This window comes from Pollutimonas rozaliensis (genome assembly GCF_048751585.1).
Lineage (GTDB): Bacteria > Pseudomonadota > Gammaproteobacteria > Burkholderiales > Burkholderiaceae_B.
This window is the reverse complement of record NZ_JAZHOB010000006.1, coordinates 323,226-347,129: the sequence shown is the minus strand read 5'-3', so window position 1 is coordinate 347,129 and position 23,904 is coordinate 323,226. Positions and strand designations below refer to the sequence as shown.

The window sequence follows — 23,904 nt, the reverse complement described above, 5'->3', positions numbered from 1 at the left end:
GGCGGAATTGGTAGACGCGCATGGTTCAGGTCCATGTGCCGCAAGGTGTGGAGGTTCGAGTCCTCTCCTGGGCACCAACGCCAAATACAGAAAACCCAGTCAAGCTTATTGTTTGGCTGGGTTTTTTTCTTGACCGCCCTGGTCCGCGAATTGCCGGTTCATGGCATCCGCTTCCGCAAGTATCCAGCCTTCGAATGTCTGGATGCGGGCCGGCTTGGGGACGTCCGCCCGATAAGCCAGATAGTATGCGCCCGGCGTCGTCACTCTCAGCCTGAAAGGCGCCACCAAACGGCCGGACGCAAGATCGTCATTGACGAAGGCCAACTGCGCCACCATCACGCCCAACTGATCAGTGGCCGCTTGGTAGGCCAACGCGGCATTCTCGAATTTCAACCCGCTGTTGCCATCGATATGTCCGGCCTGTGCGGCCTCCAGCCAAGTCGGCCAGTCCATGGGGCGATTCATCGAGCACAGCAGTACATGGCCCGCCAAATCGCCGGGCTCCGACAGCGCCGGCTCCTTTTGAAGCAGGCCCGGGGCGCATACCGGCAGCAGGGTTTCCCCAAACAGATAAAGATATCGTGAATCAGCCGAATCGCCGGGATGATGAGCCTCGGAATGGATGCTGACGTCCACGTCCTCCCGATCAAAATCGGCACGCTGGTGCGAAGTGGTGATCTGGACATCGATATTCGGATGCAAGGCATGGAAGCGGGCCAGCCGCGGCACCAGCCAACGAATCGCAAAGGTCGGCGGCAACTTGATGCGCAACCGGTTTTCATCCGGACTCTGGCGCAGTTGCTGGCTGCCGTATTCAATCTGGTCGAGCGCGTTTTTAATCGTGCGGAAATATACGGCGCCTTGGCTAGTGAGTTCTATCCCATAGCGCCCACGTTCAAACAGCTTGATTTTCAGCCAGTCCTCCAGCGCGCCTACATGGCGGCTGACCGCACCCTGGGTCACGCATAGCTCGCGGGCGGCACGGGTAAAGCTGGTGTTGCGTGCCGCGGCTTCGAAAGCACGCAAGGCGTTCAAGGGAGGCAAACGACGCATAAGACGGCCCCAGGCATGAGTTTTACTCATCCCTATTATGCCTTAATTGTGTTTGCCAGAGGGCTCTGTTTATTCAAGAATGACCAGGCAGAACTATAAAAGACCAAAGAGACCAAAGGAGACTTCGATCATGAATAAGATACATGCTTGGCTGACTGGAATACTGCTGGCCTGCGGCAGTTTGGCTTGCGTCGCGCAGGCGCAAGACTATCCCACCCATGCCATCCGCTTGTACGTTCCTTGGCCACCGGGTGGCGGAGTGGACACCATGGGCCGCATCTTGGCCGAACCACTATCCAAACGGCTCGGCCAATCCATTGTGGTGGACAACCGCGCCGGCGCCGGCGGCAACATCGGCACAGCGATCGCCGCACGCAGCGAGCCCGACGGCTATAACCTGCTGATGGGTTCAATCAGCCCCAATGCGGTCAACGTTCACTTGTATTCCAAGCTGGGCTTCGATCCCGTCAAGGATTTCGCCCCCATTATGTTCGTCTCGTCGGTCCCCAATATCCTGGTCGTCCCTACGGCATCGCCCTTCAAGACCGTACAGGACGTCGTTGACTATGCCAAGGCCAATCCCGGAAAACTGAACTACGGATCGGGAGGGGTCGGGTCCTCGCAACACCTGGCCGCAGTCCAGTTCATGAGCACGGCGAACATCAACATCGTCCATGTACCGTACAAAGGCACCTCGCCGGCCGAGGCCGACCTGATGGCGGGCCAGATTTCCTTGATGCTGGACACGACCACTTGCCTGCCCCTCATCGCCGGCGGCAAGCTCAGGGCGCTGGCCGTGGCATCGAAAAAACGCAACCCGGCGTTGCCTGATGTGCCGACCTTTGCCGAACTGGGCATGCCCATATATGCCTCGTCCTGGTACGGCCTGATGGCACCCGCCGGCACGCCAAAACCCATTATCGACAGGCTTAACCGCGAGGCCAACGAAGCGCTCAAGTCCGACAAGAGGGTGCTCGCCCTGATGGCCGATTATGGCGCGGAAATAGGCGGCGGCACTCCCGAAGAGTTCGGTGCCTTCATGGCATCCGAAACCAAGCGCTACGAAAGTATCGTGAAACTGTCCGGCGCCAAGCTGGACTGAGTCCCTATCTGTGCAACCCATATCGTAGACATCATGCCAACAACTCCTCCGCCCCGCAGCCTGTTCGAGAAAATCTGGTCGCGCCATGAAATACTGCGCCGTGAAGATGGCCAGAGCCTGCTGTATGTGGATCGCCATCTGATCCAGGACGGTTCGGCGCCCGCCTTCGAGATGTTGCGCCAGCAAGGCCTGTCGTTGCGCGCGCCGCAGCGCGCTTTCGCAACGCCCGACCATTATGTGCCGACCGACAGCCGCAACATGGCCGATATCGCCGATCCGGAAAAACGGGCCATGGTTGACGCGCTGCGCAACGACAGCACCGGGGCGGGTGTTGAATACTTCGGGCTGGAGGATCCTCGGCAGGGAATAGTGCATGTCGTTGCGCCGGAGCAGGGCCTGAGCCTGCCCGGCTCGCTGATCGTCTGCGGCGACAGCCACACCTCTACCCACGGCGCATTGGGCGCTCTGGCCTTTGGGATAGGCGCCTCCGAGGTGGCCCATGTATTGGCGACGCAATCGATCTGGCAGAACAAGCCCGCCACCTTGCGGGTGACCATAGGCGGGCGCCTTGCAGACGGCGTCACGGCAAAAGACGTCATCCTGGCGATCATCAGCCGCATCGGCGCCGCGGGAGCCACGGGGCATGTCATCGAGTATGCCGGCCCCGCCATCACCGCACTGTCAATGGAAGGCCGGCTGACCGTGTGCAATATGTCGATCGAAGCCGGTGCGCGCGCCGGCATGATCGCTCCGGACGAGATCACCTTTGCCTGGATCAAAGGCCGTCCCTACGCTCCAACCGGGGCCGATTGGGACGCCGCCGTGGCGGGCTGGCGCACCCTGCCCAGCGACCCTGGCGCGGAATTCGATCGGGAAGTAGCGATGCACGCGGATGAAATTGAGCCCATGGTCACCTGGGGCAATAGCCCCGAAGACGCTTTGCCGATCTCCGGGCGGGTGCCGGACCCCAGCGCCGCGCAAGATCCCCGGAGGCGCGATGCGATGGAGCGCACCCTGGCCTATATGGGCCTGCGGTCCGGCACCCCGCTGGTCGATATCGCCGTCGATCGGGTCTTCATCGGCTCCTGCACCAATGGCCGCATTGAAGATCTGCGCAGCGCCGCCGCCGTGGCCCAGGGACGGCATATCGCAAAGGGCGTCCAAGCCTGGGTTGTGCCCGGCTCGGGCTTGGTGAAGGCGCAAGCCGAGCGAGAGGGATTGGACAAGATATTTCGCGACGCGGGGTTCGACTGGCGCCATGCCGGCTGTTCCATGTGCCTGGCCACCAATGGCGACCTGGTGGCGCCGCAGCAGCGCTGCGCTTCGACATCGAACCGCAACTTCGTCGGACGCCAGGGCCCCGGGGCGCGCACCCACCTGATGAGCCCGGCCATGGCGGCGGCTGCCGCCATCGCAGGCCATCTGGTCGATGTGCGGCAACTTCCATCCAGGAGCTGAAACATGCAGCCCTTCCCCCATCTCGACGCCGCGATACTGCCTATCGCCCGATCCAACGTCGATACCGACCAGATCATTCCCGCGCGCTATCTGCAAAAGCCGCGCTCGGATGATTTCGGCCAATTCCTGTTCCGCGATCTGCGCTTCGATAAAGAAGGCAAGGAAAATCCGGACTTCTTGCTGAACAAGCAAGCCTACCGCCAGGCCCGCATCGTGGTGGCGCAAGAAAACTTCGGCTGCGGCTCATCGCGCGAGCATGCAGTATGGGCTTTGCATGACTATGGTTTTCGCGCCATGATCGCACCCAGTTTCGGCGATATTTTTTTCTCCAATGCGCTCAAGAACGGCCTGCTGCCGGTGGTGCTGCCCGCCCCCGTGACCGCCCGCCTGCTGGAAATGGCGCAGGCCAAGCCCGGCATACGGTTGATTGTCGATCTTCCAGCCCAGACCGTTACGGCTCCCGATGGCGTCGTTCATCGATTCGACATTGACGCCTTTTCAAAAAAATGCCTGGTCGAAGGCTTGAATGAAATCGACTACACCTTGCAAAAGGCCGACCAGATCACCGCATTCGAACAACACCACACCACCGCGTATCCATAGCGCCGGACTCAACAGCCATCCATCTGTTTACCATCGAGGAACACTTAATGAGAATCGCAGTCCTGCCAGGCGACGGCATAGGTAAAGAAGTGACAAGCGAAGCCGTAAAGGCATTGCGCGCCGTCCTGGACCAAGATACGGCGCTGCAACTGATCGAAGCGCCCATAGGCCAGGCGGGCATAGACGCCGCGGGCGACCCGCTGCCCGCCGAAACCGCCGAAATAGCAAGCGCCGCGGATGCCATCCTGTTCGGCGCCGCCGGCGTCCCGGGCGACGAAACCATTCCTTATGCCATGCGCCCCGGCGCGAGCCTGTTGCGCTTGCGAAAAAAACTGGGACTGTTCGCCAATTTCCGCCCCGCCTTCCTGTTCCCCGAACTGGCGGGTGCATCCAGCTTGAGGCCGGAGATCGTGGAGGGACTGGACCTGATGATACTGCGCGAGCTGACCGGCGACATCTACTTCGGAGAACCGCGCGGCATCCACACACTGGCGTCCGGAGAACGCGAAGGCTACAACACCATGCGCTACTCGGAGTCTGAAATCGAACGCATCGCGCATGTGGCATTCCAGACGGCTCGGCAACGCCGCCGCAAGGTTTGCTCGGTGGACAAGGCAAACGTCCTGGAGACCATGCAGCTGTGGCGCGAGGTGGTCACGCGCGTTTCCAAACAATATCCGGATGTCGAACTGACGCATTTATTCGTGGACGCCGCGGCGATGATGCTTATGCGCGCCCCAAAACAGTTCGATGTCATGGTAACTGGCAATATCTTCGGCGATATCCTCTCGGACGCCGCCGCGATGCTGACCGGCTCCATCGGCATGCTGCCATCGGCATCGCTGGCGCTCGACAAGAAAGGCCTGTATGAACCGGTACATGGGACAGCGCCGGATATCGCCGGCCGTAACTTGGCTAACCCGATCGCATCCATACTTTCAATGGGCATGATGCTTAGATACTCATTCAATCAGCCCGATAATGCCGACCGGGTGGAGCGCGCGGTACGCAAGGTGCTGGCCGATGGGTACCGCACAGGCGACATCGCGCAAGCCGGCTGCAAGCAAATAGGCACTTCGGAAATGGGGGATGCGGTGGCCGCCGCCATAGCCAGCGGCGCCTAGAAAGGAACGCGAATCTTAAGCCGTCAGGGCGCGCCGCATGGTTACATGCTCGATGCCGGCATCCATGTAGGAGGTCCCTTCCGGCACGAAACCGTGCCGGGCGTAGAAATCCTGCGCATGCAGTTGTGCGGAGAGCACCACTTCCATGTAATGGCGGCGCCTGGCCTCGTCCACCAATGCCGCCAGCAGCCTCGAACCGACGCCGGCGCCGCGGCAGTCTAGCCGGACCGCCATCCTGCCGATATGCGCATTGGGCAATAAGCGGCCGGTTCCCAGCGCCCCGCCCTGCTCATCGTAAGCGACGACATGTACGCAATCCCTGTCATGCTCGTCCATTTCCAGTTCGGGGGGCACATGTTGTTCCACAACAAAAACCTCGTGCCGAATGGCCGCGGCGTCGTGCCGGCATGCAGCCCAATCGCCCACAACGATTTTTATTTTCTGACCCAAGTGTATGCCCCCTTGTTTCAACCGGCCAGCTTCAGGCCGATGATCCCCAGGATAATGAAGCCGACGCTGATCAGTCGGGGAAGACTGGCTGAATCGCCAAGCAGGATGATGCCTAATATAACCGTTCCCACGGCGCCTATCCCCACCCAAACGGCGTAAGCTGAGCCTACAGGCAGTTGCTTCATGGCCATTCCCAGCATCACCACGCTTATCAGCATTGCCAGCAATGTACCCACGCTGGGCCAAAAACGGGTGAAGCCTTCGGTGTATTTCAGGCCTATGGCCCAGCCCGTTTCAAAAAGGCCTGCAATAATCAAGACCAGCCAGGACATGGATATCGACATAATGGTTCTCCGACAGGGGCCGTCCCCTTGCATGGGCGCTTGACAATGCTAAGCGGCAAGGCCGTCCTTGCTGTTGGAAAGGTATGCATTTTACTATTGCCAGGCAATATGACGGCAACACCTCGAAACAAAGGAAACATATGGACCGCCTGTTAACACGCTACACCGCCTTTTACCTGGCCATACTGGGCACGCTGGTTTTTCTTGCCATGGGGATGGCCGCTGATGCCTGGTGGCTGCTCGCCGCGGCGGTATTCGCCGCGCTGACGGTCCTGGGCATGTGGGATTTGCGGCAAACCCGGCATGCCATCCGGCGCAACTACCCGGTGATCGGCAACCTGCGTTTCCTGTTCGAATCCATACGCCCTGAAATGCGGCAGTACTTCTTCGAGGACGACACCACCTCGCTGCCGTTCTCCCGCGTGGACCGCTCGCTGGTGTATCAGCGCGCCAAGCGCCAGATCGACAAGCGCCCCTTCGGCACACAGGGCGACGTGTACCGTACCGACTACGAATGGATCAACCATTCGATGGAACCGGCCCACCCTGAGACCAGCGATTTCCGCATCACGGTCGGCGGTCCCGATTGCACCCAGCCCTACTCCCTATCGGCGCTGAACATATCGGCGATGAGCTTTGGCGCCCTCTCGGCCAATGCGGTGTTGGCGCTTAACAAAGGCGCGGCGCTGGGCAACTTCGCCCACGACACCGGCGAGGGCGGCGTCAGCCGCTACCATCTGGAACACCAGGGCGACCTTATCTGGAACATCGGCTCGGGCTATTTCGGCTGCGGCGATGAAAAGGGAAATTTTTCCGAGGAAATCTTTACCAACCGTGCCCGCCAGCCCAGCATCAAGATGATAGAAATCAAGCTGTCGCAAGGGGCCAAGCCCGGCCATGGCGGCATATTGCCCGGCCCCAAAGTCACCCCCGAAATCGCCGAGGCGCGGGGCGTGCCCGTATGGCAAGACTGCAATTCACCCGCCAAGCACAGCGCCTTCACCACCCCCATCGAGCTCATGCATTTCGTGGCGCGCCTGCGTACGCTGTCCGGCGGCAAGCCCGTCGGATTCAAGCTGTGCATCGGCCATCCCTGGGAGTGGTTCGCCATTGCCAAAGCCATGCTCAAGACCGGCATCACGCCGGACTTCATCGTGGTCGACGGCGCGGAAGGCGGCACCGGCGCTGCTCCCATCGAATTCGTGGACCATGTGGGAACGCCACTGCGCGAAGGACTGCGCCTGGTGCACAACACCTTGGTAGGCATAGGCCTGCGCGAACAGATCAAGCTGGGCGCATCGGGCAAGATCATCAGCGCCTTCGACATGGCCCGGGTCATGGCGCTGGGCGCCGACTGGTGCAACAGCGCGCGCGGATTCATGTTCGCCATCGGATGCATACAGGCGCAGGCCTGTCATACGGGCAAGTGCCCCACCGGCGTCACCACACAGGACCCCAAGCGCCAGGCCGCATTGGTGGTGGGCGACAAATCGCTGCGGGTCGCCGGCTTCCATGGAAACACCCTAAAGGCCTTGGCAGAGCTGCTGGGCGCCGCCGGCCTACGGCACCCGGACGAACTACGCCCGCATCATATCGCCAAGCGTATTTCCAACGGCGAAGTACGGGTACTGTCCGCCCTGTTCCCGGACCTGGAAAAAGGCGAGCTGCTGGAGGGCAAGTTCCGCCTGACCATATTCAGAACCGGCTGGCCCATGGCGCAGGCCGAATCCTTCGCCCCCCTATACAGCCTTAGCGCGGCGCTATCGGGCAATGCCAACAGCCCGCTACCCGACGATGCCAGCGACACCCACAAGGCACACAGCGTTCCGACCTAGTATTTTCCCGTACTTGCATTTGCCGCAGCTTGGAATTATCGTTGAATCGCTGCCTGACGGCAGTATAGCTACCTCTCCGGTAGTTAATCCGACACTACCTTCAGCGTAGTGTCCACTGCCATACCGGCAGTAGGGCCCCGCCAAAAGGCGGGGCCTTTGATTTTTTGGCCTCCCGTCGCGTGCAATCAGGCTTGCCATATCGACGGCTCGGCCTTCGGACCGTGGCAATCGTTTTTCGCTGCCAACCAGCCCGTTTTGCCGCTACACAAACCAAAAAAAATATGCTAAAGTGTCGGACTTTGGCGCATTAGCTCAGCCGGTTAGAGCGACGGAATCATAATCCGCAGGTCCCCTGTTCGAATCAGGGATGCGCCACCAAAGAATACAAGCTGCCCCGACACCGCAAGGTTCGGGGCAGTTTTTTGTTCTTTTAATTCGTAATCATTTGATTTTAAAGGGATATTTATAACCTAAAGTGGGTTCCATTTTAGCGTCAACGACAAGTTGCTAGACGAAGTAGCTGGTACACAAGACTGGTACACACACCGTCCGACAACCAGCGACATCCAACGTATAGCTAGATGCAAACCTCCATCACTCGTGAAGCCATTCGGCGATGCCGCATCACGGCGGACGAAGTGGACAAACTGTTCCTCGAAGCCGAAAAATGGCGTGAAGGCGCCTGCCCCCTTAACGCTGTGGCCAACTTGAGGGCCTTGCAAGCCGAGTTCGACGACCCCGATGCGGTGACTGACCCGCTGGAGCGTTGGATGATTCCAACAATCCTTGCACGCTACCAGGAAGCAGTGCTTGCCGGGCATGAGCTGCAATGCCAGTCCATGCTGCCTGATGAGCTGACCCCCGCAGCAGACACGTCCTTGGCCTGACCTCGCTTGAGCGAGCCAAGGCGGAAGCTCTTGCGGCCCGGCTTCGCCAAGATATCCCAGGCCTTCAAATCACTGGTTATCAAGCACGTGTGGCTGAATGGCTGGCCAGGGTGGAAAACCACAAGGAATACGACTTGGTCGTCGAATGCACCGGTGAGAGCAGTGTGCGAACAGTACTCTCGCAATGGCGCCCACTTGCTTTCGGAAATACCCCAGTTCTACATGCCTGGCTTGAGCCCTATTGCTCAGCAGCCCACGTTGTCTTGACCTTAGCGGATGACCCATGGCCAGCATCAGACCCCGCTGATGACAAAGTCAATGCGGCCGGATTCTCTGGCTTTGATATCAGAGTGGATTTACCTGCTTGTGGGGCCGGCTTCCACCCCTACGGCGCTGCGGATGCCTGGCAAGGCGCGGCATTCGCTACAGAACGGGTCCTCGCCGTGCTTGATGGCCAATGCACCGAGGCAACTGTGTGGAGCTGGGTAAGGACAAAAGCTTTCTACGACGCCCTTCCTGTCCCAGGCCAGGTCCCTCTGCGCGCCATCGTGCCCCTGGACGGCTCCCGCTACGATTCTGTCATGCGAACCAGAGACTACCGCTCAGTCATGGGCGCACCATGAGCGAGGCCCTCCAATACCAAGTTGCCCGGGCAGCGCAAGAGGATGTTCTCCAAGGGACTGCACTGCATCGGGCTATGGCATTCACACCCGGAGCCGGTGCCATCCCCATCGGCCTCCCGCTCTGACAAGTCAGAATCCATGAAACAAAAAGTCAATGGCACCCACAATATCGTCGTGCAACTGTCGGAGACTGCATACGGGGTTCTGTAGCTCCCTGTCCGGAACTGCAGCGATGTATTGCGTCACCATCGCGTAGGGTTCACCACCTATGTCAAAAACAGGGTTAAGTGTCTTTGCTGGTTTGGGCGCCTCGCCAAGTGGTAGCAGTGGCACAACAGCTCTCGTATTCAGCGGCTGCAGGATGTCCGCCTGGACATCAAGAAGGTATCCACTGCCTGACGGATTGGGGTAAACGTCGTAGCGGCTCATCAGAACATCCGGTACTTCGCCAGAGGAAGGCCGTGTTTCTCAACGAAGGTATTGGAACTCTCGATGGCATCCTGGTTCTCGGCAAGCCAACGCTGGCTGCGCGTGCGTGCGACGGCCTGCGCAACACCGGCTTCAGCGGCCTGCGAGATATTAATTTGCAAAGCCTTGGCCTCGGAAAGCAGGTCCTCAGGCAGTGACACATTCGTGGCACGCTTGGCCGCACTGCGCGGGCGGTTGACGGTCAGCATGACAATCTCCTTGTTCAGTAGCGCAACCATGCGCACCTTTCTCAATAAATTATATGCGCATACTAGCAATACAAGAAAGGTGTTTCTGCCCAAAATTTTCGTAATCGATTTCGCTTGGAGGCTGGTACACCACGCTGATACACTAGCGCCAAGCAGCTTGTAAACCATTGATAATCATAATTACTTTACGAACTCCTATGCAAATTTCCAGCATCAGGGATGCGCCACCAAGATACTAAAGGCCGGAAGCCAGCATACATGCGGGTTTCCGGCCTTTTTCTATTGTCGCACGCCAGCGTAGTTGCTCCCAAGCTTCGCTTGTAACGTCGACCCACGACGCTACGTTATAAATAGCGGTCCAGCGCTCCGAGACGCAATCAGCATCAGCGTCAGGGTGTGAGCCTACGGAAGGTCTCCAGGACAGCAAGCATCACGCAATGGTTAAAAGCTCAGTAAGCCGGGGCGAGGCCGCATTAAGCCCCTTCTGCGTTGACCTCGGGGAACACCAGTCGGTAGTTTCGTAGGTCTTCTTCAAAGGCGTTGCACCTCTTGAGCGCCTCATAGAGGCCGGGCCGGGGCTGGGTGTAGTCAAAGGCCGCCGTCCAGGCATGGATGCGAGTCATGGCCCGGATGTAGGGTGTCGCGTCGGCATGGTTCGACAGGCTTTTCAGCGGCAACAGATAATCCTCGCGATAGACCGTCGGCACAATGATGCGCGACAGTCCGGCGGCGCTTAGTACGCTGTTCATGGCCAGGCGCGCTGTTCTGCCGTTGCCGTCCTTGAAGGGGTGAACCTCGGAGACAACAAACATAGTCATCAGCGCGCGGGCAAGGGGGTCCTCCAGCGCCTGAATCCGCTCGAAGCCTTCCCGCAGCGTGCCCGGTACAAGTTCATGGGCCACGAATAGCGTCGCCCCGGCCTGGTTGTTCTGGTTCTTCCACTCGCCTGGGCTCTTGTCCAACCTGGACTGCATCACCAGCGCGTTGACGCTCTTGAGCCAATGCAGGAAGTCGTCCGCCGAGCTTGCCGGTTGGTCGCGCCAAGGGGCTTGCATCGCGGCCTGGAAGGTACCCAAAATGTCGTGAGAGTCCTCCGTCCGGTTCGGTATGAGCTTGCCTTCAAACACGATTTCTTCGGCCTCGCTGACCAGGAATGTAGTGCCTTCGATATAGTTCGAGAAGTAGGACTCAAAAAAAGCGAAGTTCTCGCGTGCGACTCCTGTTTCCGCTGTGGCGGTCACCTCCGGCAAGACCGGGGCCCGTAGGCCGCTGAACAGGGTATCGAACAGCACTAGACGGTCGGGGTCATAGGGACGGTCGGTGGCGCGTGCGAGCGCCTGCTTGCCGTGTAACTTTTTGCTCTCGTGGGTACCCAGCAAGGCTCCCATGATGCCATCCAGACGCTTGAACTCCTTTTCCCTGCCAATCTTGTTCGCTAACGTGCGGCAGGCATCCCCGAGTTGGTTGAACCGATGCTCCCCCCGAATCGAAAGAAGTTTGTCGAGCTCGACCTCGAGCGTCTCCTGGGGAAGCACTCTTTCACTTACACCACGGCCAGTCGCCATGTTCTCCAACAACCAGCGGGATTGGCTGGCCAGGAAAAGGTTCTTGTAGGGCATGTCGCCATCGACCGCGCCGGGTCCCGGAATAACCTTGATGGTGAGTCCGGGCAGCTCAAGCGTTCGCGGTCGATTTCCGCGCGTTACATAGAGGCGTCCTTCGACGGGCTTCGCGTCATACCCGCTCCGATAGCTGAGGACGCCACCAGGGCGAGGCGACCGAGCTGTTTGGACTGGTGCGTGGTAATGGCCTGGCATCCGCCTTGGCAACAATTGAAGAGCCCTTTTTATTTGCCTACGTTTCCAGGCTTGCCCAATGCACCTTATGCTTTTAGAAGCATGGAAATCAGAATTTATAGCGCAAGCCGGCGACGAACAGGTTGTAGTTCTGGCGCCCCAGGTTGACATGCCAGGGCGCGGTAGGCTGGTGAACCCCAGGGTAGTTGGTCGACCCGAAGGTATAGCTCGTCGAGTAAATGGACAGATATCGGTATTCGGCGAATAGCGATAAGTTCGTATCGACGTCTGCTTTGAGCCCTGCCTTTAGTTGCATGGCGAAGGCCGAGTCCGAAGCATCGGGGTTCGAATTGAAGTGATTGATACCCGGTTCGGACGGATTTGCCGAGTCCGAGCCCTTAATAGAGATGTGCGCTACGCCCGCGCCGACTCCAAGATAAGGGAAAACCTTGCTTGAATATGGAGTTTGAAAGGTAAAAACGGCATTTGCCAAAAAAATGCCGGCCGTCATGGGAATGGTGACATATTGCGTCCCCAGGAATCGCGGAATGATTGGCATCGTGCCGATGGGCGAATGTTTGCCCAGATAGATGCCTTCAAGCTCAGCGGCAGGTTTCAGCCCCCATTTTGAGCGTCCGAATTTCCAGCCGGCCCATTCATAACCGGCTTGAACACCAGCTAGGGCAAGACTCTTGCTTCCTGTGTCCCCCCTGGCATTGATGGGTAAAAACTTAAGGTCCGGAGCCGGATCGTAAACCCCTCCTTTTTGCTGCAAGCTGGCCGAACCGGCAGCCCCATAGCCGGCAAACACACCGATGTAAGCGCCTGCCTTGTCTGGGGCATCGGCGGCTAGACTCGAGCTTGCACCGAATGAACAGAAAACTATAAATAAAAAACTCGATAGTTTTTTCATGCCTTGACCCCTCTTGTTTGGGTAAACAATCGTTACATGCAGGCATGCTAGCCGGTTTGTCGGTTTGAGGATACGGCCTGGCCAGATGTCAACCAACGGCCAACGACATAGCCAAGCAAAGCGTCCTTAGAATCCACGAAACAAAAGGTCAATAGCAGCGACGATTTCATCGTGTAGATACCGAAGACCGAGTGCAACACTTTTAAGTTCTTTCGCCCGAATCGCGGCCATATAGCCGAAAGCCTGATCAGACCCGTGACGCACGTATAAAATAGAGCATCTGCACCCTATCCGCAGCACTCCGGCAAAAAAAGAGATTCTTAATGATAAAGGCGGCGCCCGCCTGGCTTGTACCCATCGCGGCAATTTTCATCCTGCAAACCACGACGTCGTTCCTGGCACGGTTTATTCCCATCATTGCCCCGGCAATGTCCGACGAGTTCGGATGGGGCGGCAGTTCCATCGGTTACCTGACAGCCACCAATTCGCTGGGCGGGCTCGCCATTCTGGTCGCCGGATCGACCCTGATGAAACAGGTGGGCGGGATGCGCACCTTACAGCTCTGCCTATTGCTGGGAGCTGCCAGCATGGCGCTCTTTCTGCATTCCAACGTTGGCGTCGCCCTGGCCGCGTGCTTTGTAATGGGGCTGAGCGGGGGCACCGCCAACCCGGCCGGCAGCGAAGTCCTGCAGCGCTTTTCACCGCCCGGGAAACGCAATCTTATATTTTCCATCAAGCAAGCCGGCGTACCCCTGGGCGGGGTCATAGCCGGATTGATCATCCCCATCATGATTGCCGTAGCGGGATGGCGCATCGCCCTCTTCGCCTGCGCGCTCCTGGTCGCGTTGCCAACCATCCTGACGTGGCGCATGAGCGCCGGACTGGACGACACAAGCGATACAGAAAGGTGGCATTTCAGCCTGCCAGGCCTGCATTCGCTATATACCCTTTGGGTTCCCTTGCAGTCTTTGATGAGCAATGGCAGCCTGCTGAAAACATCCATAGTCGGCAGCCTGTTCGCCGTTTCCCAAAGCTGCTGGTTCACCTTCACGGTCATCTACCTGATAGACGGACTGGGATACTCCCTTGGCCTGGCCGGCGTGGTATTTGCCGTCATGCAAGCGGGCGGCGTGCTGGGCCGCATTGCATGGGGATGGCTTTCCGACCGCTTGCGATCGGCCACCGCATCGCTTTCAATGGTGGCGATCTTGTCGGCGACGACAACCGTGCTTCTGGGATTGAGCAAGCCTGAATGGCCCTTTTGGAGCATTGTGGCGCTGGCATTCATTGCCGGCTGCTCGGCGGCCAGCTGGAACGGCGTGCACATTGCCGAAGTGGCGCGGCGCTCGCCGCCCAACCTTATTTCCGAAACCTCGGCGGGATCCAGCATCCTGGTCAACCTGGTCAATATGCTGGTGCCGGCCGCCTTCGCCGCATTTGTGGCGTTCAGCGGCCGCTACGATTACGCTTTCGGCTGCGCGGGCATTTGCACCTTGCTTGTCCTGGTGTTCCTGCCGCGCGACAAGCAGGCGGCGCAATAGCGGCCAAGCCAAGGAGCACAGAATGAAGCCACGAGTAACCGTCATTACCCTGGGTGTCGACGATCTTGAACGCTCACTGCGCTTTTATCGCGATGGATTGCAACTGGCCACGGAAGGCATCATAGGCCAGCAATTCGAACACGGAGCCGTTGCCTTCTTCGATCTGCAGCCGGGACTGAAACTGGCCATATGGCCGCGTAAAAGCCTTGCGCACGATTCGGGGCTGGCCTTGGGCCCGCCCAGCGCCACGGAGCTCTCGCTGGGGCATAACGTATCGTCCAGGAAAGAAGTGGACGACGCCATGGATCAGGCCAAGGGTGCCGGAGCGGTCATCGTCAAACCCGCCCAAGACACGTTCTGGGGAGGTTATGCCGGTTATTTCCAGGATCCCGACGGCCATCTTTGGGAGGTTGTCTGGAATCCCGAATTGTTGCCGCAAGACTGACGCCATGAATCCCGACGATCTGGAGTTGCTGCTGACGCGCAGCATGCCTTACGGCAAATACAAGGGGCGTCTTATCGCGGACCTGCCCGGCCACTACTTGAACTGGTTCGCCCGGGAAGGCTTTCCCAAAGGAGAGATCGGCCGCCTTCTGGCCTTGATGCAGGAACTGGATCACAACGGGCTTTCCTCCTTGTTGACGCCGCTGCGGACGCGGCGCTACCCGCCCTCGGCCGCCGATTCCTTGCCGCCCTCCGAGCCGGACTTGTTGCCATCCGGACCAGACTCTTGATAGACCCTCATTTCGCCACGGCCGAAGCTCAAGCCCCGCTGCGCCACTTCACGCATGATGCCCAGATTGATGGCCTGCTGGATATCCATATACTGGTTGTATTCGGCGCTTAGCACGTAATACACCACCTCGTACTCCAGCCCGCGCTCGGTAAATTGCAGCAGGTGCGCCCGATCGAAACGCGTGCCATCTTGTTCCTGGATCAACGCCCTGACGGAATGCGCAATCTCTTCCGCCTGTTGCGGTTCGGCTCCGTACGCCAAGCTGAAGCGGAAGGCAATACGGCGCAACTGCATGCGCTTGTAGTTTTGTATGGTCTGCTTCAACAGCTCTGTATTGGAGCAGACGATCTGCTCGCCGCCCAGGCTGCGGATACGCGTCGTCTTCAAGCCCACGTGCTCGATGCTGCCGGCGATGCCGCCGACCACGATAAAGTCGCCGGGCTCAAAGGGCTTATCCAGCCCTATCGAAACAGAGGCGAACAAATCGCTTAATACCACCTGTGCCGCCAAGGCAACCGCCACGCCGCCTATGCCCAGGCTGGCGATAAAAGCCGTGATGTTCACTCCAAGATTATCCAGCACGGCAAGGACCGCCACCACCCAAAGCACGGCCCTGGCCGCAAACCCGACGATACTCATCGCGACGGCATTCAGGTCGGCATGGCGCTCCAGATACCGCGCCAGGCCGAATGTGATGGCCCCGTTCAGCCACAGCGCCACCTGCAGCACCACGGCCACGAACCACAACTGTGATATTCCGGCTCGCCAAGCCAGGGGCATATCCAGAAATTTCACCCCGACCAACACAGCCAGGGCAAACAAGGCGAACGAACTGGTGCTGGCTGCAATCTGGAAAAACATGCGGAAGAAAATGCTGCGCTTATGCTCCGGATCACTGCCGGCCCGCCTGCGCACCCATTGCCGGATCAACAGCAAAACCACCAAGATCAGGCCGGCAACCACCAGCGCCGACAGCCAGTTCCACACGGGAATAGACAACACCTCGGTTTCCAGCCACCACTCGCGCATCGTTCCGCTCCTTTGAATTGAGTACGGGCACGGCGATGCGGCAGCAAATGCCATGCCCCTGTACCGGGAATGCCGATTGCTGGCAAAACGAAGACGGCTGCCGCAGCCGCCTCTTCAACCCACGACCAAGGAATCGCCATGACGAATAGACCCGGCCAGTCCAACGAGACCCTGCAAAAAGATGACCGTCTTCGCGAGGAGCAACGCAGCCATCGAGACCAGCAGAACCGAAGCAAGAAAGACGGCCATACCAGCCAGATCGGCACAGGCCAGGATCAGAGCAGTCAACGCAACCGCGGGCAAGGCGCGCGGCGCCCATGACGGTTCCTCCCCGAATGTGGCGCAGAGCCACGATTCGGGACCTAGTGGAAACACCGAATTTCTACGTGATAACCCTGCCAGCCAGGGAAAGAAAATCCTCGCCAGCCTAAATATTCAAACCTAAACATCCTCCGGAAACCCTTATGGACATTGGGTTTCAAACAAAACTCAAAAATTTTTTTATTCCTGGTACTTGAATTTGCCCGGCTTACAAATTGTTGACTCGCCTATTCGGATAGCCTATAAAAGCGACGGCAGTTGATAGTTTGTACCTTGTTGCAACCAACGATACGTAGTCATATAAGCCAGGAGACACAGAAAATGAAAAGCAGTGCTAAATTGGACAACCTTGCCCCCGCCAAGTCGTCGCGCCGCCAGTTCCTAGGCGGCGCCGCCGCCGGTACGGTGGCCGCGGTGGGCATGGGCTTCCCCGCCATCGTCAGCGCACAGACCCCCATCAATTTCCGTTTCCAGAGCACCTGGCCGACGGTCGATATTTTCCACGAGTACGCCCTGGACTTCGCCAAGAAGATCAACGACATGACTGGCGGCGAACTCAAGATCGAAGTCCTGCCGGCAGGCGCTGTCGTGCCCGCATTCGCACTGCTCGATGCCGTATCGAAAGGAACCCTGGATGGCGGCCACGGCGTGCTGGGCTATAACTACGGCAAGCAAAACGCCCTGGCTCTGTACTCGTCCGGCCCGGCCTTCGGCATGGACGCCAACATGGTTCTCGCTTGGCACAAATACGGCGGCGGTAAAGAACTGCTGGTCAAACTGTATGACCAAATCGGCGGCAACGTGGAGTCCTTCCTTAGCGGCCCCATGCCCACGCAAGCCTTCGGCTGGTTCAAGAAGCCGGTCACCAAGACGGCCGACCTGAAAGGCCTGAAGTTCCGCACCAACGGCCTAGCCATCGACTTGTTCACGGCCATGGGCGCGGCGGTCAACGCCCTGCCCGGCGGCGAAATCGTTCCGGCCCTGGACCGCGGCCTGCTGGACGGCGCCGAGTTCAACAACGCCACATCGGATCGCCTGCTGGGCTTCCCCGACGTGTCCAAGGTGTGCATGCTGCAAAGCTTCCACCAGTCGTCGGAAACCTTCGAAATCATCTTCAACAAGGACAAGTACAAGGCCTTGCCCGACAAGATGAAAGCCATCATCGCCAATGCCGTGGAAGCCGCCTCGGCCGACATGTCCTGGAAGGCGGTCAACCGCTACTCGCAAGACTACATCAAGCTGCAAAAGGAAGACGGCGTCAAGTTCTACAAGACGCCCGACGCCATCCTGCAAGAGCAGCTTACGGTCTGGGACGACATCGTCGCCACAAAGGGCAAAACCAATCCGCTTTTCAAGGAAATCGAAGAGTCGCAACGCGCTTTTGCATCGCGCGCGGTGTCATGGGACATGGACACCAACAACAATCGGCGCATGGCATACAACCATTACTTCGGCAAAAAGCCGGCCGCCAAGAAGAGCTAAGCCGCAATTGTGCTGCACCAAACACTACCCAGCTGTACGGGTAGTGTTTTTTAAATCGGCTGCCAGGAGCCGCGGCATCTTGTGCGCGGTTCCCCTGCTTCTTCCCTAGCAAGGTGAATCTACCATGCAAAAATTTTTGCAAACCATAGACCGGGTCAACACCTGGATAGGGCAGCTTTTTGGCTGGTTTGTCCTGGCATTGACGCTGTTCGTGACTTATGAAGTGTTTTCGCGCTACGCCCTGGGCGAGCCCCATGCATGGGCCTTCGACGCCATGAACATGATGTATGGCGCACTGTTCATGATGGCCGGCGCCTACACATTGTCCAAGAACGGACACGTGCGCGGCGACGTGCTGTATGGCTTCTTCCCGCCGCGCCTGCAGGCCGGCCTGGATCTGACCCTGTACATATTGTTCTTCATACCCGGCGTCGTGGCGCTGGCCTGGGCGGGCTATAACTATGCCATGGAGTCCTACATGATCAATGAGCACTCCACCATTACCGCCGACGGCCCGCCCATCTACCCGTTCAAGTTCATCATCCCCCTGGCCGGCGTCACGCTGCTGTTCCAGGGCTTTGTCGAGATCGTCTACTGCATCCAGTGCCTGAAGCACGGCGACTGGCCCAAGCGCGATAAAGACGTCGAAGAAGTCGACGTGGACAAACTCAAAGACATGGTGCACGTGGACACCAATGAAATCAATGCGCTTGACTCCATAGTCATCGACCAAGAAAAAGGGAAGCAACCATGAGAAAAGAGATATGGTTCGGCCTCTCTATATTAGTGGCCGTCGTCATCGCGCTGATAGTGCTTATGCCCTCGCCGGCGGACATCACCAACGGCCACCTGGGCCTGCTGATGCTGGGCCTGATCGTCGTCACCATCATGCTGGGGTTCCCCACCGCCTTTACCCTGATGGGCATGGGCGTCATGTTCACCTACCTGGCCTATCGCGGCATGGGGCCGCAGATCGCCATAGAACAAACGCTGGACCTGATGGTGCTGCGCACTTATGCAGTCATGACCAATGACGTGCTGATTGCCGTGCCGCTGTTCATTTTCATGGGCTATTTGGTCGAACGCGCCAACCTCATTGAAAAACTGTTCAAAAGCATGCACCTGGCCATGGCCCGCGTGCCGGGCTCGCTGGCCGTCGCCACGGTCATTACCTGCGCCGTGTTCGCCACGGCAACGGGCATCGTGGGCGCCGTGGTCACGCTGATGGGCCTGCTGGCCCTGCCGGCCATGCTCAAGGCAGGCTACAGCATCCGGCTGACCGCCGGTGCCATTACCGCCGGCGGCTGCCTGGGCATCATGATCCCGCCATCGGTGCTGCTTATCGTGTACGGCGCGGTGGCCGGGGTATCGGTGGTCAAGCTGTATGCGGGGGCCTTCTTCCCCGGCATCATGCTGGCCCTGCTGTACGTCCTGTACATCATGATCGTGGCGAAAGTCAGCCCCAAGTCGGCGCCTCCGCTGTCCGAGGAAGAACGTCGCGTAACGCTGCCCGAGTTCGCGCAGATCGTCAAGGACACCGTCAGCAACCGGGTACTCCCCGGCCTGATCGGCGCCATGAAAGGCAAGCGCAATGCGAACGTGCCGATGCGCACCTTGTTCAATCACCTTGTCATCGCGCTGCTGCCCGCCCTGGTGTTCGCCGCCGCCATGCTGCTTAGCTACGAAATCGTAACCAAGCCCGCCGCCGTCCAGGAAAGCGGCCTGGTGGAAATGGGCTTTGCCGGCGGGTTCGACAACAGCCTGGCCAGTAGCGGTGGCCTTCAAGAACCGGAAGGATCCACCGGCCTGGCCGAACCCGCAGGGGCGGAGCCAGCCCAGCCTGCCGCCGCCGCAAGCGGCGACGCGGCGGGCGAAGCAACGGCCGATTCCATTTCGGCACCACTCAGCTTCTGGATCACCCTGGCTGTGGGCACGATCCTGCTGCTGATCTTCTACACCATCTTCACCTTTGCCCGCCTTGAAGTCTTCAAGATGCTGCTCAGCTCGTTCTTCCCGCTGGCCATCATGATTCTGGCGGTCCTGGGCAGCATCGTGTTCGGACTTGCCACGCCATCGGAAGCGGCGGCCATGGGCTCGTTCGGCGGCCTGTTGCTGGCGCTGGCCTACCGGCGATTGAACATGGAAATGCTGAAGGAGTCGGTGTACCTGGCGGCCAAGACCAGCGCCATGGTGTGCTGGCTGTTCGTGGGCTCCAGCATCTTCTCGGCGGCATTCGCACTGCTGGGCGGACAAGAGATCATCAACAGCTGGGTATTGGGCATGGACCTGACCCCGGTCCAGTTCATGATCCTGGCGCAAATCGTCATTTTCCTGCTGGGCTGGCCCCTGGAATGGACCGAGATCATCGTGATCTTCATGCCCATCTTCCTGCCCTTACTGGCGCACTACCAGATCGATCCGCTATTCTTCGGCCTGCTGGTCGCGCTTAACCTGCAAACGGCCTTCCTGTCGCCGCCGGTCGCCATGTCCGCGTTCTACCTGAAGGGGGTTGCGCCGCCGCACGTCACCCTGAACCAGATCTTCGCGGGCATGCTGCCTTTCATGGGAATACAGATCATCGCCATCGTGATGCTGTACGTATTCCCCGAAATCGGACTGTGGCTCCCCAGGGTGCTTTACTGATCCTGGTAGATAACAAGAGGGCCGCCAAGGCCCCTGGCAGCAGCCGGCTCCGCAAGGAGCCGGTTTTTTTATGGTCGGCAGGTTCGTGACGTAGCACCTTGGGGGTGGGCATGATTGTCACAGGTGGCAAGACATTGGGCAGTGCCACACGGTATGGTCATGCCTGATACGCGCCGTCGATACCTGGCGGTGCCTATTCCTTTACTTGCCTATCCAATTGGTATAAAATTTTATACAAAAATGGTTTATGAAATCAGAAAAGCAGAAAAGGAAATTCGCTGGGTCGGTTCTGCCTACAACGATTTATTAGCGTTTCCCGATGCGCCGCGCCGTGATGCGGGCTTCCAGTTAAGCAGAGTTCAAGCAGGTCTTGAGCCAGAGGACTGGAAACCGTTCAATAACATAGGCATGGGTACCCAAGAGATTCGTATTTCCGACGGTGGGGGGATATACAGAGTGATATACGTTGCCAAGTTCGAGGAGGCCATATACGTTCTGCATTGTTTTCAAAAGAAAAGGCAGTCCACCAGCAAGCGGGACAAGGAGCTCGCCGTAATACGTTACCGAGCTGTAGTTGATTCAAGGAAAACAAATTCGTGAAAGCCGATACTGAAATTCGCCACATTACAAAACCAGGAGTGAATCTGTTTCTTGAACTAGGCTTCCCTGTCGGCGAAGCCAAACGGCTGCAAGCCGCCTCACAGAAGCAGATAAATGACATATCCTTATTAAAAGAGCAATTGATGGCAGAGCTGGCTGGGTGGATAGAACAAAACCATCTGAAACAAGCTGAGGCTGCAGAAATCCTGATGGTATCCCGCCCTCGGGTCTCTGATGTCGTTAACAAAAAAACAAGCAAGTTTACGATTGACTCATTAGTCGAAATGTTAAGCCGCATAGGGAAGCCAGTTCGACTGGCGATTGGCCAATGAAAGCAAGCAACAAACATTTCTACCATTCAAATAACCATACCAATAACCTGGTTACATGATCCAGATCAAAACGGCAGGCCGGACTCCGTCCTAATATCGCCCCAACTTTCCAATTTTTATAACAACAACCCGAAAAGCCTGGGCCGACGCCCAGGCCTCCGAGACCGGCTATTTCAACCTCATGCGCATCAACCATCCCGTCAACAACATCGAAACCAAAGTTCGCCCCGATCAATACCTGATTTCCAAGACGGACACCAAGGGCAGAATCACCTACGCAAACCCGGCATTCATCGAGATCAGCGGCTACACCCGGGAAGAGCTTATCGGCAAGCCGCATAACCTGATCCGCCACCCCGACATGCCGCCTGCGGCATTCCAGGATTTATGGGACAGCATGCATGCCCGCAAGCCTTGGCTGGGTCTGGTCAAGAACCGGCGCAAGGACGGCGGCTTCTATTGGGTGCTGGCCAACGTCGTGCCTATCTACGAACATGGCGAAGTCACGGGGTATGCATCGGTCCGGGTCCAGCCCACCCAGGAACAGGTCGACGCGGCCCAGGAGTTCTACGACGACATCAACGCGGGCCGCGCGGGCGGCTATGCCGTCAGGCACGGCCAGCGCGTGCGCACCGGATGGCGGCGGGCATTCGACATCGCCGCCCTGCCCTTTGAAAAAACCTTGAAAGCCGGCATGTTCCGCATGGCCGCCCTTTCCACGGCAACCATAGCCGTCGCCACCTGGCTGGCGCTGACCGGCGGCGTGCCCGCTCCCTACCAGTGGTGGGCGCTGGCGGGCATCGGCGCAGCCACTGCGGCCAGCCTGGCCTATGGCTGGCGCATCGCCCAGCGCGTCGTCATGCCTCTGGAGGGCGCCGCCAAGATCGCCCGCCAGATCGCATCGGGTAATTTACAGATCGACATCGACGCCGAGCAGGAAGGCGAAGTCGGCAATCTGTATTTCTATCTGGACATGATGCGCAAAAGCCTGCTGGGCATCGCCAACGACGTGCATGGCGGCGCCTACGCCACCGCGCGCATGGCCCAGATCCTGGACGCCAGCAACACCAACCTGTCGGCCCGCACCGAAGACCAGGCCGCATCCCTGCAGGAAACGGCCGCCAGCATGGAAGAGCTGACCGTTACCGTCAAGCAGAATGCCGACAACGCCCACTTGGCCAGCCAGTTGGCCGACGACAGCATGCAGATCGCCCAGCGCGGCGGCGCCGTGGTCGGCGACGTCGTCAACACCATGCAAGGCATACACGACAGCTCGCGCAAAATAGGCGACATCGTCTCCTTGATAGAAGAAATCGCATTCCAGACGAATATCCTTGCGCTTAACGCCGCCGTCGAATCCGCCCGCGCCGGCGAGGCGGGCCGAGGCTTTGCCGTCGTGGCGGGCGAGGTGCGCAGCCTGGCCCAAAAGAGCTCGCAGGCCGCCAAAGAGATCAAGACACTGATCGACGAGTCTGTGGATCGCATGGCGGTCGGATCCGAACATGCCGCCCGCGCCGGCCAAACCATGCAGGAAATCGTCGACTCCGTGCGCCGCGTCACCGACATCATGGGCGAAATATCCACCGCCTCGGTGGAGCAATCCAGCGGCCTGGAGCAGATCAACCAAGCCATCGCCCAGATGGACGGCGTCACCCACCAGAACGCGGCACTGGTCCAGGACTTGGGGAATACCGTAAGAACCTTGGCGGGTGAAGCCGGCAATCTGCGGCTGTCCATAGAAGTGCTGAATACAGGCAGACACAAAACAGGCGCGATACCGTTACGGGCACAGATTTTGCAACCCAGGCAAACCGCCGCACTGATACTTTCCGAGGCTTGATACCTTGCCATTTAACCGCGTCGTCCTCAATATTGGCGGAAACAAATATCGTTTAGTAGCGGAAATCCAATATCGTGCCAGTATTGTTTGGATAAAGTTCATCGGCACACACGCGCAGTACGACCAAATTAATGTGGAAACCGTTAATGAATATTAAGCCCATACGAAATGACGCAGACTTGCAGACGGCTTTCAAACAACTCGAATCTGTGTTCCAAGCGACAGAAGGAACGCCCGAAGCCGATGAAATGGAAATCCTTGTAACACTGATAGAAGCGTACGAGAACAAGCACTACCCGATTGGCCCGGCCGATCCGGTAGAGGCCATAAAATTCCGGATGGACCAACAAGGGTTGACAGCGAAAGACATGCAAGCCTACATCGGCTCCAGCGGCCGGGTATCGGAAATCTTAAGCCGAAAGCGGCCGCTGAGCCTGGGCATGATCAGAAGGCTACACAAAGGGCTGAATATTCCTTACGAAAGCCTGTTGAGCAAAGCCAACTAACTACCCATC

The 23,904-nt window shown here is 58.5% G+C and carries 26 protein-coding genes, 2 tRNA genes and 1 pseudogene; 21 read left to right on the top strand and 8 right to left on the bottom strand.

Annotation, left to right across the window (positions count from 1 at the left end; genetic code table 11):
• Window positions 1–77 (top strand) — tRNA-Leu (locus tag V0R37_RS13565).
• A gap of 28 nt (window positions 78–105) precedes the next feature.
• On the opposite strand, the gene gcvA is transcribed toward V0R37_RS13565, so the two are convergent.
• Window positions 106–1,083, bottom strand: coding sequence for a transcriptional regulator GcvA (gene gcvA / locus V0R37_RS13560; protein WP_420375022.1), 978 nt, complete (start codon window positions 1,081–1,083; stop codon window positions 106–108).
• Window positions 1,084–1,183: 100 nt separating this feature from the next.
• On the opposite strand from gcvA, the gene V0R37_RS13555 reads away from it, so the two are divergent.
• From V0R37_RS13555 to leuB, 4 genes are read left to right on the top strand one after another with little or no spacing between them, the layout of a single operon-like run.
• The gene (locus V0R37_RS13555) at window positions 1,184–2,155 is read left to right on the top strand and encodes a Bug family tripartite tricarboxylate transporter substrate binding protein (protein ID WP_420375021.1); all 972 of its coding nucleotides are present in this window, start codon (window positions 1,184–1,186) and stop codon (window positions 2,153–2,155) included.
• 33 nt (window positions 2,156–2,188) lie between these two features.
• Entirely contained in the window at window positions 2,189–3,613 is a 1,425-nt protein-coding gene (gene leuC / locus V0R37_RS13550) for a 3-isopropylmalate dehydratase large subunit (RefSeq protein WP_420375020.1), read from the top strand.
• 3 nt (window positions 3,614–3,616) lie between these two features.
• Window positions 3,617–4,216: a 3-isopropylmalate dehydratase small subunit gene (gene leuD, locus V0R37_RS13545; protein ID WP_420375019.1), complete on the top strand. Its 600-nt coding sequence runs from the start codon at window positions 3,617–3,619 to the stop codon at window positions 4,214–4,216.
• Window positions 4,217–4,263: 47 nt separating this feature from the next.
• Window positions 4,264–5,340, top strand: coding sequence for a 3-isopropylmalate dehydrogenase (gene leuB / locus V0R37_RS13540; protein ID WP_420375018.1), 1,077 nt, complete (start codon window positions 4,264–4,266; stop codon window positions 5,338–5,340).
• A gap of 15 nt (window positions 5,341–5,355) precedes the next feature.
• Here the strand turns inward: leuB and V0R37_RS13535 are convergent, their stop codons facing one another.
• Both V0R37_RS13535 and sugE read right to left on the bottom strand, forming a co-directional pair.
• Window positions 5,356–5,790, bottom strand: a complete 435-nt coding sequence (locus V0R37_RS13535; RefSeq protein WP_420375017.1) for a GNAT family N-acetyltransferase — start codon at window positions 5,788–5,790, stop codon at window positions 5,356–5,358.
• Between the two features lie 17 nt (window positions 5,791–5,807).
• Window positions 5,808–6,122, bottom strand: coding sequence for a quaternary ammonium compound efflux SMR transporter SugE (sugE, locus tag V0R37_RS13530; RefSeq protein WP_420375039.1), 315 nt, complete (start codon window positions 6,120–6,122; stop codon window positions 5,808–5,810).
• 152 nt (window positions 6,123–6,274) lie between these two features.
• Between sugE and V0R37_RS13525 the strand changes: the two genes are divergently transcribed.
• From V0R37_RS13525 to V0R37_RS13510, 4 genes are all read left to right on the top strand, one after another.
• On the top strand, window positions 6,275–7,969 hold the full coding sequence (locus V0R37_RS13525; RefSeq protein WP_420375016.1) for an FMN-binding glutamate synthase family protein: 1,695 nt from the start codon (window positions 6,275–6,277) through the stop codon (window positions 7,967–7,969).
• 301 nt (window positions 7,970–8,270) lie between these two features.
• Window positions 8,271–8,347 (top strand) — tRNA-Met (locus V0R37_RS13520).
• 203 nt (window positions 8,348–8,550) lie between these two features.
• A complete protein-coding gene (locus V0R37_RS13515; RefSeq protein ID WP_420375015.1) occupies window positions 8,551–8,856 on the top strand; it encodes a hypothetical protein in 306 nt (101 codons plus the stop codon).
• Window positions 8,857–9,500: 644 nt separating this feature from the next.
• A complete protein-coding gene (locus tag V0R37_RS13510; protein ID WP_420375014.1) occupies window positions 9,501–9,689 on the top strand; it encodes a Mov34/MPN/PAD-1 family protein in 189 nt (62 codons plus the stop codon).
• Here V0R37_RS13510 and V0R37_RS13505 read toward each other — a convergent pair.
• The 4 genes from V0R37_RS13505 to V0R37_RS13490 all read right to left on the bottom strand — a co-directional run bounded on the left by V0R37_RS13505 (window position 9,609) and on the right by V0R37_RS13490 (window position 12,865).
• Window positions 9,609–9,908: a CcdB family protein gene (locus tag V0R37_RS13505; protein WP_420375013.1), complete on the bottom strand. Its 300-nt coding sequence runs from the start codon at window positions 9,906–9,908 to the stop codon at window positions 9,609–9,611. The two genes, V0R37_RS13510 and V0R37_RS13505, sit on opposite strands and share 81 nt — an antisense overlap.
• A complete protein-coding gene (locus V0R37_RS13500) occupies window positions 9,908–10,156 on the bottom strand; it encodes a type II toxin-antitoxin system CcdA family antitoxin (protein WP_420375012.1) in 249 nt (82 codons plus the stop codon). Before V0R37_RS13500 ends, V0R37_RS13505 begins: the two co-directional genes overlap by 1 nt.
• A 473-nt stretch (window positions 10,157–10,629) precedes the next feature.
• Window positions 10,630–11,775, bottom strand: a complete 1,146-nt coding sequence (locus V0R37_RS13495; RefSeq protein WP_420375011.1) for a Fic family protein — start codon at window positions 11,773–11,775, stop codon at window positions 10,630–10,632.
• Between the two features lie 286 nt (window positions 11,776–12,061).
• A complete protein-coding gene (locus V0R37_RS13490) occupies window positions 12,062–12,865 on the bottom strand; it encodes an outer membrane protein (protein ID WP_420375010.1) in 804 nt (267 codons plus the stop codon).
• 323 nt (window positions 12,866–13,188) lie between these two features.
• On the opposite strand from V0R37_RS13490, the gene V0R37_RS13485 reads away from it, so the two are divergent.
• The 3 genes and pseudogenes from V0R37_RS13485 to V0R37_RS13475 all read left to right on the top strand — a co-directional run.
• Window positions 13,189–14,406, top strand: a complete 1,218-nt coding sequence (locus V0R37_RS13485; RefSeq protein WP_420375009.1) for an MFS transporter — start codon at window positions 13,189–13,191, stop codon at window positions 14,404–14,406.
• 22 nt (window positions 14,407–14,428) lie between these two features.
• Window positions 14,429–14,851 (top strand): VOC family protein, encoded by a 423-nt coding sequence (locus V0R37_RS13480; RefSeq protein ID WP_420375008.1) that lies wholly within the window; start codon window positions 14,429–14,431, stop codon window positions 14,849–14,851.
• A gap of 4 nt (window positions 14,852–14,855) precedes the next feature.
• Window positions 14,856–15,065 (top strand): annotated as a pseudogene (locus V0R37_RS13475) (DUF3820 family protein); the annotation flags it as partial.
• Between the two features lie 2 nt (window positions 15,066–15,067).
• Here the strand turns inward: V0R37_RS13475 and V0R37_RS13470 are convergent.
• On the bottom strand, window positions 15,068–16,171 hold the full coding sequence (locus V0R37_RS13470; protein WP_420375007.1) for a mechanosensitive ion channel family protein: 1,104 nt from the start codon (window positions 16,169–16,171) through the stop codon (window positions 15,068–15,070).
• 138 nt (window positions 16,172–16,309) lie between these two features.
• Here V0R37_RS13470 and V0R37_RS13465 point away from each other — a divergent pair, with 138 nt between their 5' ends.
• From V0R37_RS13465 to V0R37_RS13425, 9 genes are all read left to right on the top strand, one after another.
• Window positions 16,310–16,492, top strand: coding sequence for a hypothetical protein (locus V0R37_RS13465; protein WP_420375006.1), 183 nt, complete (start codon window positions 16,310–16,312; stop codon window positions 16,490–16,492).
• 321 nt (window positions 16,493–16,813) lie between these two features.
• Window positions 16,814–17,974, top strand: a complete 1,161-nt coding sequence (locus V0R37_RS13460; RefSeq protein ID WP_420375005.1) for a TRAP transporter substrate-binding protein — start codon at window positions 16,814–16,816, stop codon at window positions 17,972–17,974.
• A 124-nt stretch (window positions 17,975–18,098) separates the two neighbouring features.
• On the top strand, window positions 18,099–18,728 hold the full coding sequence (locus tag V0R37_RS13455) for a TRAP transporter small permease subunit (RefSeq protein WP_420375004.1): 630 nt from the start codon (window positions 18,099–18,101) through the stop codon (window positions 18,726–18,728).
• Window positions 18,725–20,617: a TRAP transporter large permease gene (locus V0R37_RS13450; RefSeq protein WP_420375003.1), complete on the top strand. Its 1,893-nt coding sequence runs from the start codon at window positions 18,725–18,727 to the stop codon at window positions 20,615–20,617. Before V0R37_RS13455 ends, V0R37_RS13450 begins: the two co-directional genes overlap by 4 nt.
• Before the next feature lie 240 nt (window positions 20,618–20,857).
• Entirely contained in the window at window positions 20,858–21,217 is a 360-nt protein-coding gene (locus V0R37_RS13445) for a type II toxin-antitoxin system RelE/ParE family toxin (protein ID WP_420375038.1), read from the top strand.
• A complete protein-coding gene (locus V0R37_RS13440; protein ID WP_420375002.1) occupies window positions 21,214–21,549 on the top strand; it encodes a helix-turn-helix domain-containing protein in 336 nt (111 codons plus the stop codon). Before V0R37_RS13445 ends, V0R37_RS13440 begins: the two co-directional genes overlap by 4 nt.
• Window positions 21,550–21,730: 181 nt before the next feature.
• Complete coding sequence (locus tag V0R37_RS13435) at window positions 21,731–23,389, top strand: methyl-accepting chemotaxis protein (RefSeq protein WP_420375001.1); 1,659 nt, start codon at window positions 21,731–21,733, stop codon at window positions 23,387–23,389.
• A gap of 4 nt (window positions 23,390–23,393) precedes the next feature.
• Window positions 23,394–23,546, top strand: coding sequence for a type II toxin-antitoxin system HigB family toxin (locus V0R37_RS13430; protein ID WP_420375000.1), 153 nt, complete (start codon window positions 23,394–23,396; stop codon window positions 23,544–23,546).
• Window positions 23,536–23,895, top strand: a complete 360-nt coding sequence (locus V0R37_RS13425) for a helix-turn-helix domain-containing protein (RefSeq protein ID WP_420374999.1) — start codon at window positions 23,536–23,538, stop codon at window positions 23,893–23,895. The genes V0R37_RS13430 and V0R37_RS13425 overlap by 11 nt, the downstream gene beginning before the upstream one ends.
• The last annotated feature ends 9 nt before the right edge of the window (window positions 23,896–23,904 follow it).

Coding starts and splice junctions, on each gene's coding strand:
- V0R37_RS13490 (WP_420375010.1), bottom strand. CDS start 12,865: ATGAAAAAACTATCGAGTTTTTTATTTATAGTTTTCTGTTCATTCGGT.
- V0R37_RS13525 (WP_420375016.1), top strand. CDS start 6,275: ATGGACCGCCTGTTAACACGCTACACCGCCTTTTACCTGGCCATACTG.
- leuD (WP_420375019.1), top strand. CDS start 3,617: ATGCAGCCCTTCCCCCATCTCGACGCCGCGATACTGCCTATCGCCCGA.
- V0R37_RS13450 (WP_420375003.1), top strand. CDS start 18,725: ATGAGAAAAGAGATATGGTTCGGCCTCTCTATATTAGTGGCCGTCGTC.
- V0R37_RS13555 (WP_420375021.1), top strand. CDS start 1,184: ATGAATAAGATACATGCTTGGCTGACTGGAATACTGCTGGCCTGCGGC.
- V0R37_RS13455 (WP_420375004.1), top strand. CDS start 18,099: ATGCAAAAATTTTTGCAAACCATAGACCGGGTCAACACCTGGATAGGG.
- V0R37_RS13425 (WP_420374999.1), top strand. CDS start 23,536: ATGAATATTAAGCCCATACGAAATGACGCAGACTTGCAGACGGCTTTC.
- V0R37_RS13435 (WP_420375001.1), top strand. CDS start 21,731: ATGCGCATCAACCATCCCGTCAACAACATCGAAACCAAAGTTCGCCCC.
- V0R37_RS13505 (WP_420375013.1), bottom strand. CDS start 9,908: ATGAGCCGCTACGACGTTTACCCCAATCCGTCAGGCAGTGGATACCTT.
- V0R37_RS13445 (WP_420375038.1), top strand. CDS start 20,858: ATGGTTTATGAAATCAGAAAAGCAGAAAAGGAAATTCGCTGGGTCGGT.
- leuC (WP_420375020.1), top strand. CDS start 2,189: ATGCCAACAACTCCTCCGCCCCGCAGCCTGTTCGAGAAAATCTGGTCG.
- leuB (WP_420375018.1), top strand. CDS start 4,264: ATGAGAATCGCAGTCCTGCCAGGCGACGGCATAGGTAAAGAAGTGACA.
- V0R37_RS13515 (WP_420375015.1), top strand. CDS start 8,551: ATGCAAACCTCCATCACTCGTGAAGCCATTCGGCGATGCCGCATCACG.
- V0R37_RS13480 (WP_420375008.1), top strand. CDS start 14,429: ATGAAGCCACGAGTAACCGTCATTACCCTGGGTGTCGACGATCTTGAA.
- V0R37_RS13485 (WP_420375009.1), top strand. CDS start 13,189: ATGATAAAGGCGGCGCCCGCCTGGCTTGTACCCATCGCGGCAATTTTC.
- V0R37_RS13500 (WP_420375012.1), bottom strand. CDS start 10,156: ATGCTGACCGTCAACCGCCCGCGCAGTGCGGCCAAGCGTGCCACGAAT.
- sugE (WP_420375039.1), bottom strand. CDS start 6,122: ATGTCCTGGCTGGTCTTGATTATTGCAGGCCTTTTTGAAACGGGCTGG.
- gcvA (WP_420375022.1), bottom strand. CDS start 1,083: ATGAGTAAAACTCATGCCTGGGGCCGTCTTATGCGTCGTTTGCCTCCC.
- V0R37_RS13470 (WP_420375007.1), bottom strand. CDS start 16,171: ATGCGCGAGTGGTGGCTGGAAACCGAGGTGTTGTCTATTCCCGTGTGG.
- V0R37_RS13495 (WP_420375011.1), bottom strand. CDS start 11,775: ATGCCCTACAAGAACCTTTTCCTGGCCAGCCAATCCCGCTGGTTGTTG.
- V0R37_RS13460 (WP_420375005.1), top strand. CDS start 16,814: ATGAAAAGCAGTGCTAAATTGGACAACCTTGCCCCCGCCAAGTCGTCG.
- V0R37_RS13465 (WP_420375006.1), top strand. CDS start 16,310: ATGACGAATAGACCCGGCCAGTCCAACGAGACCCTGCAAAAAGATGAC.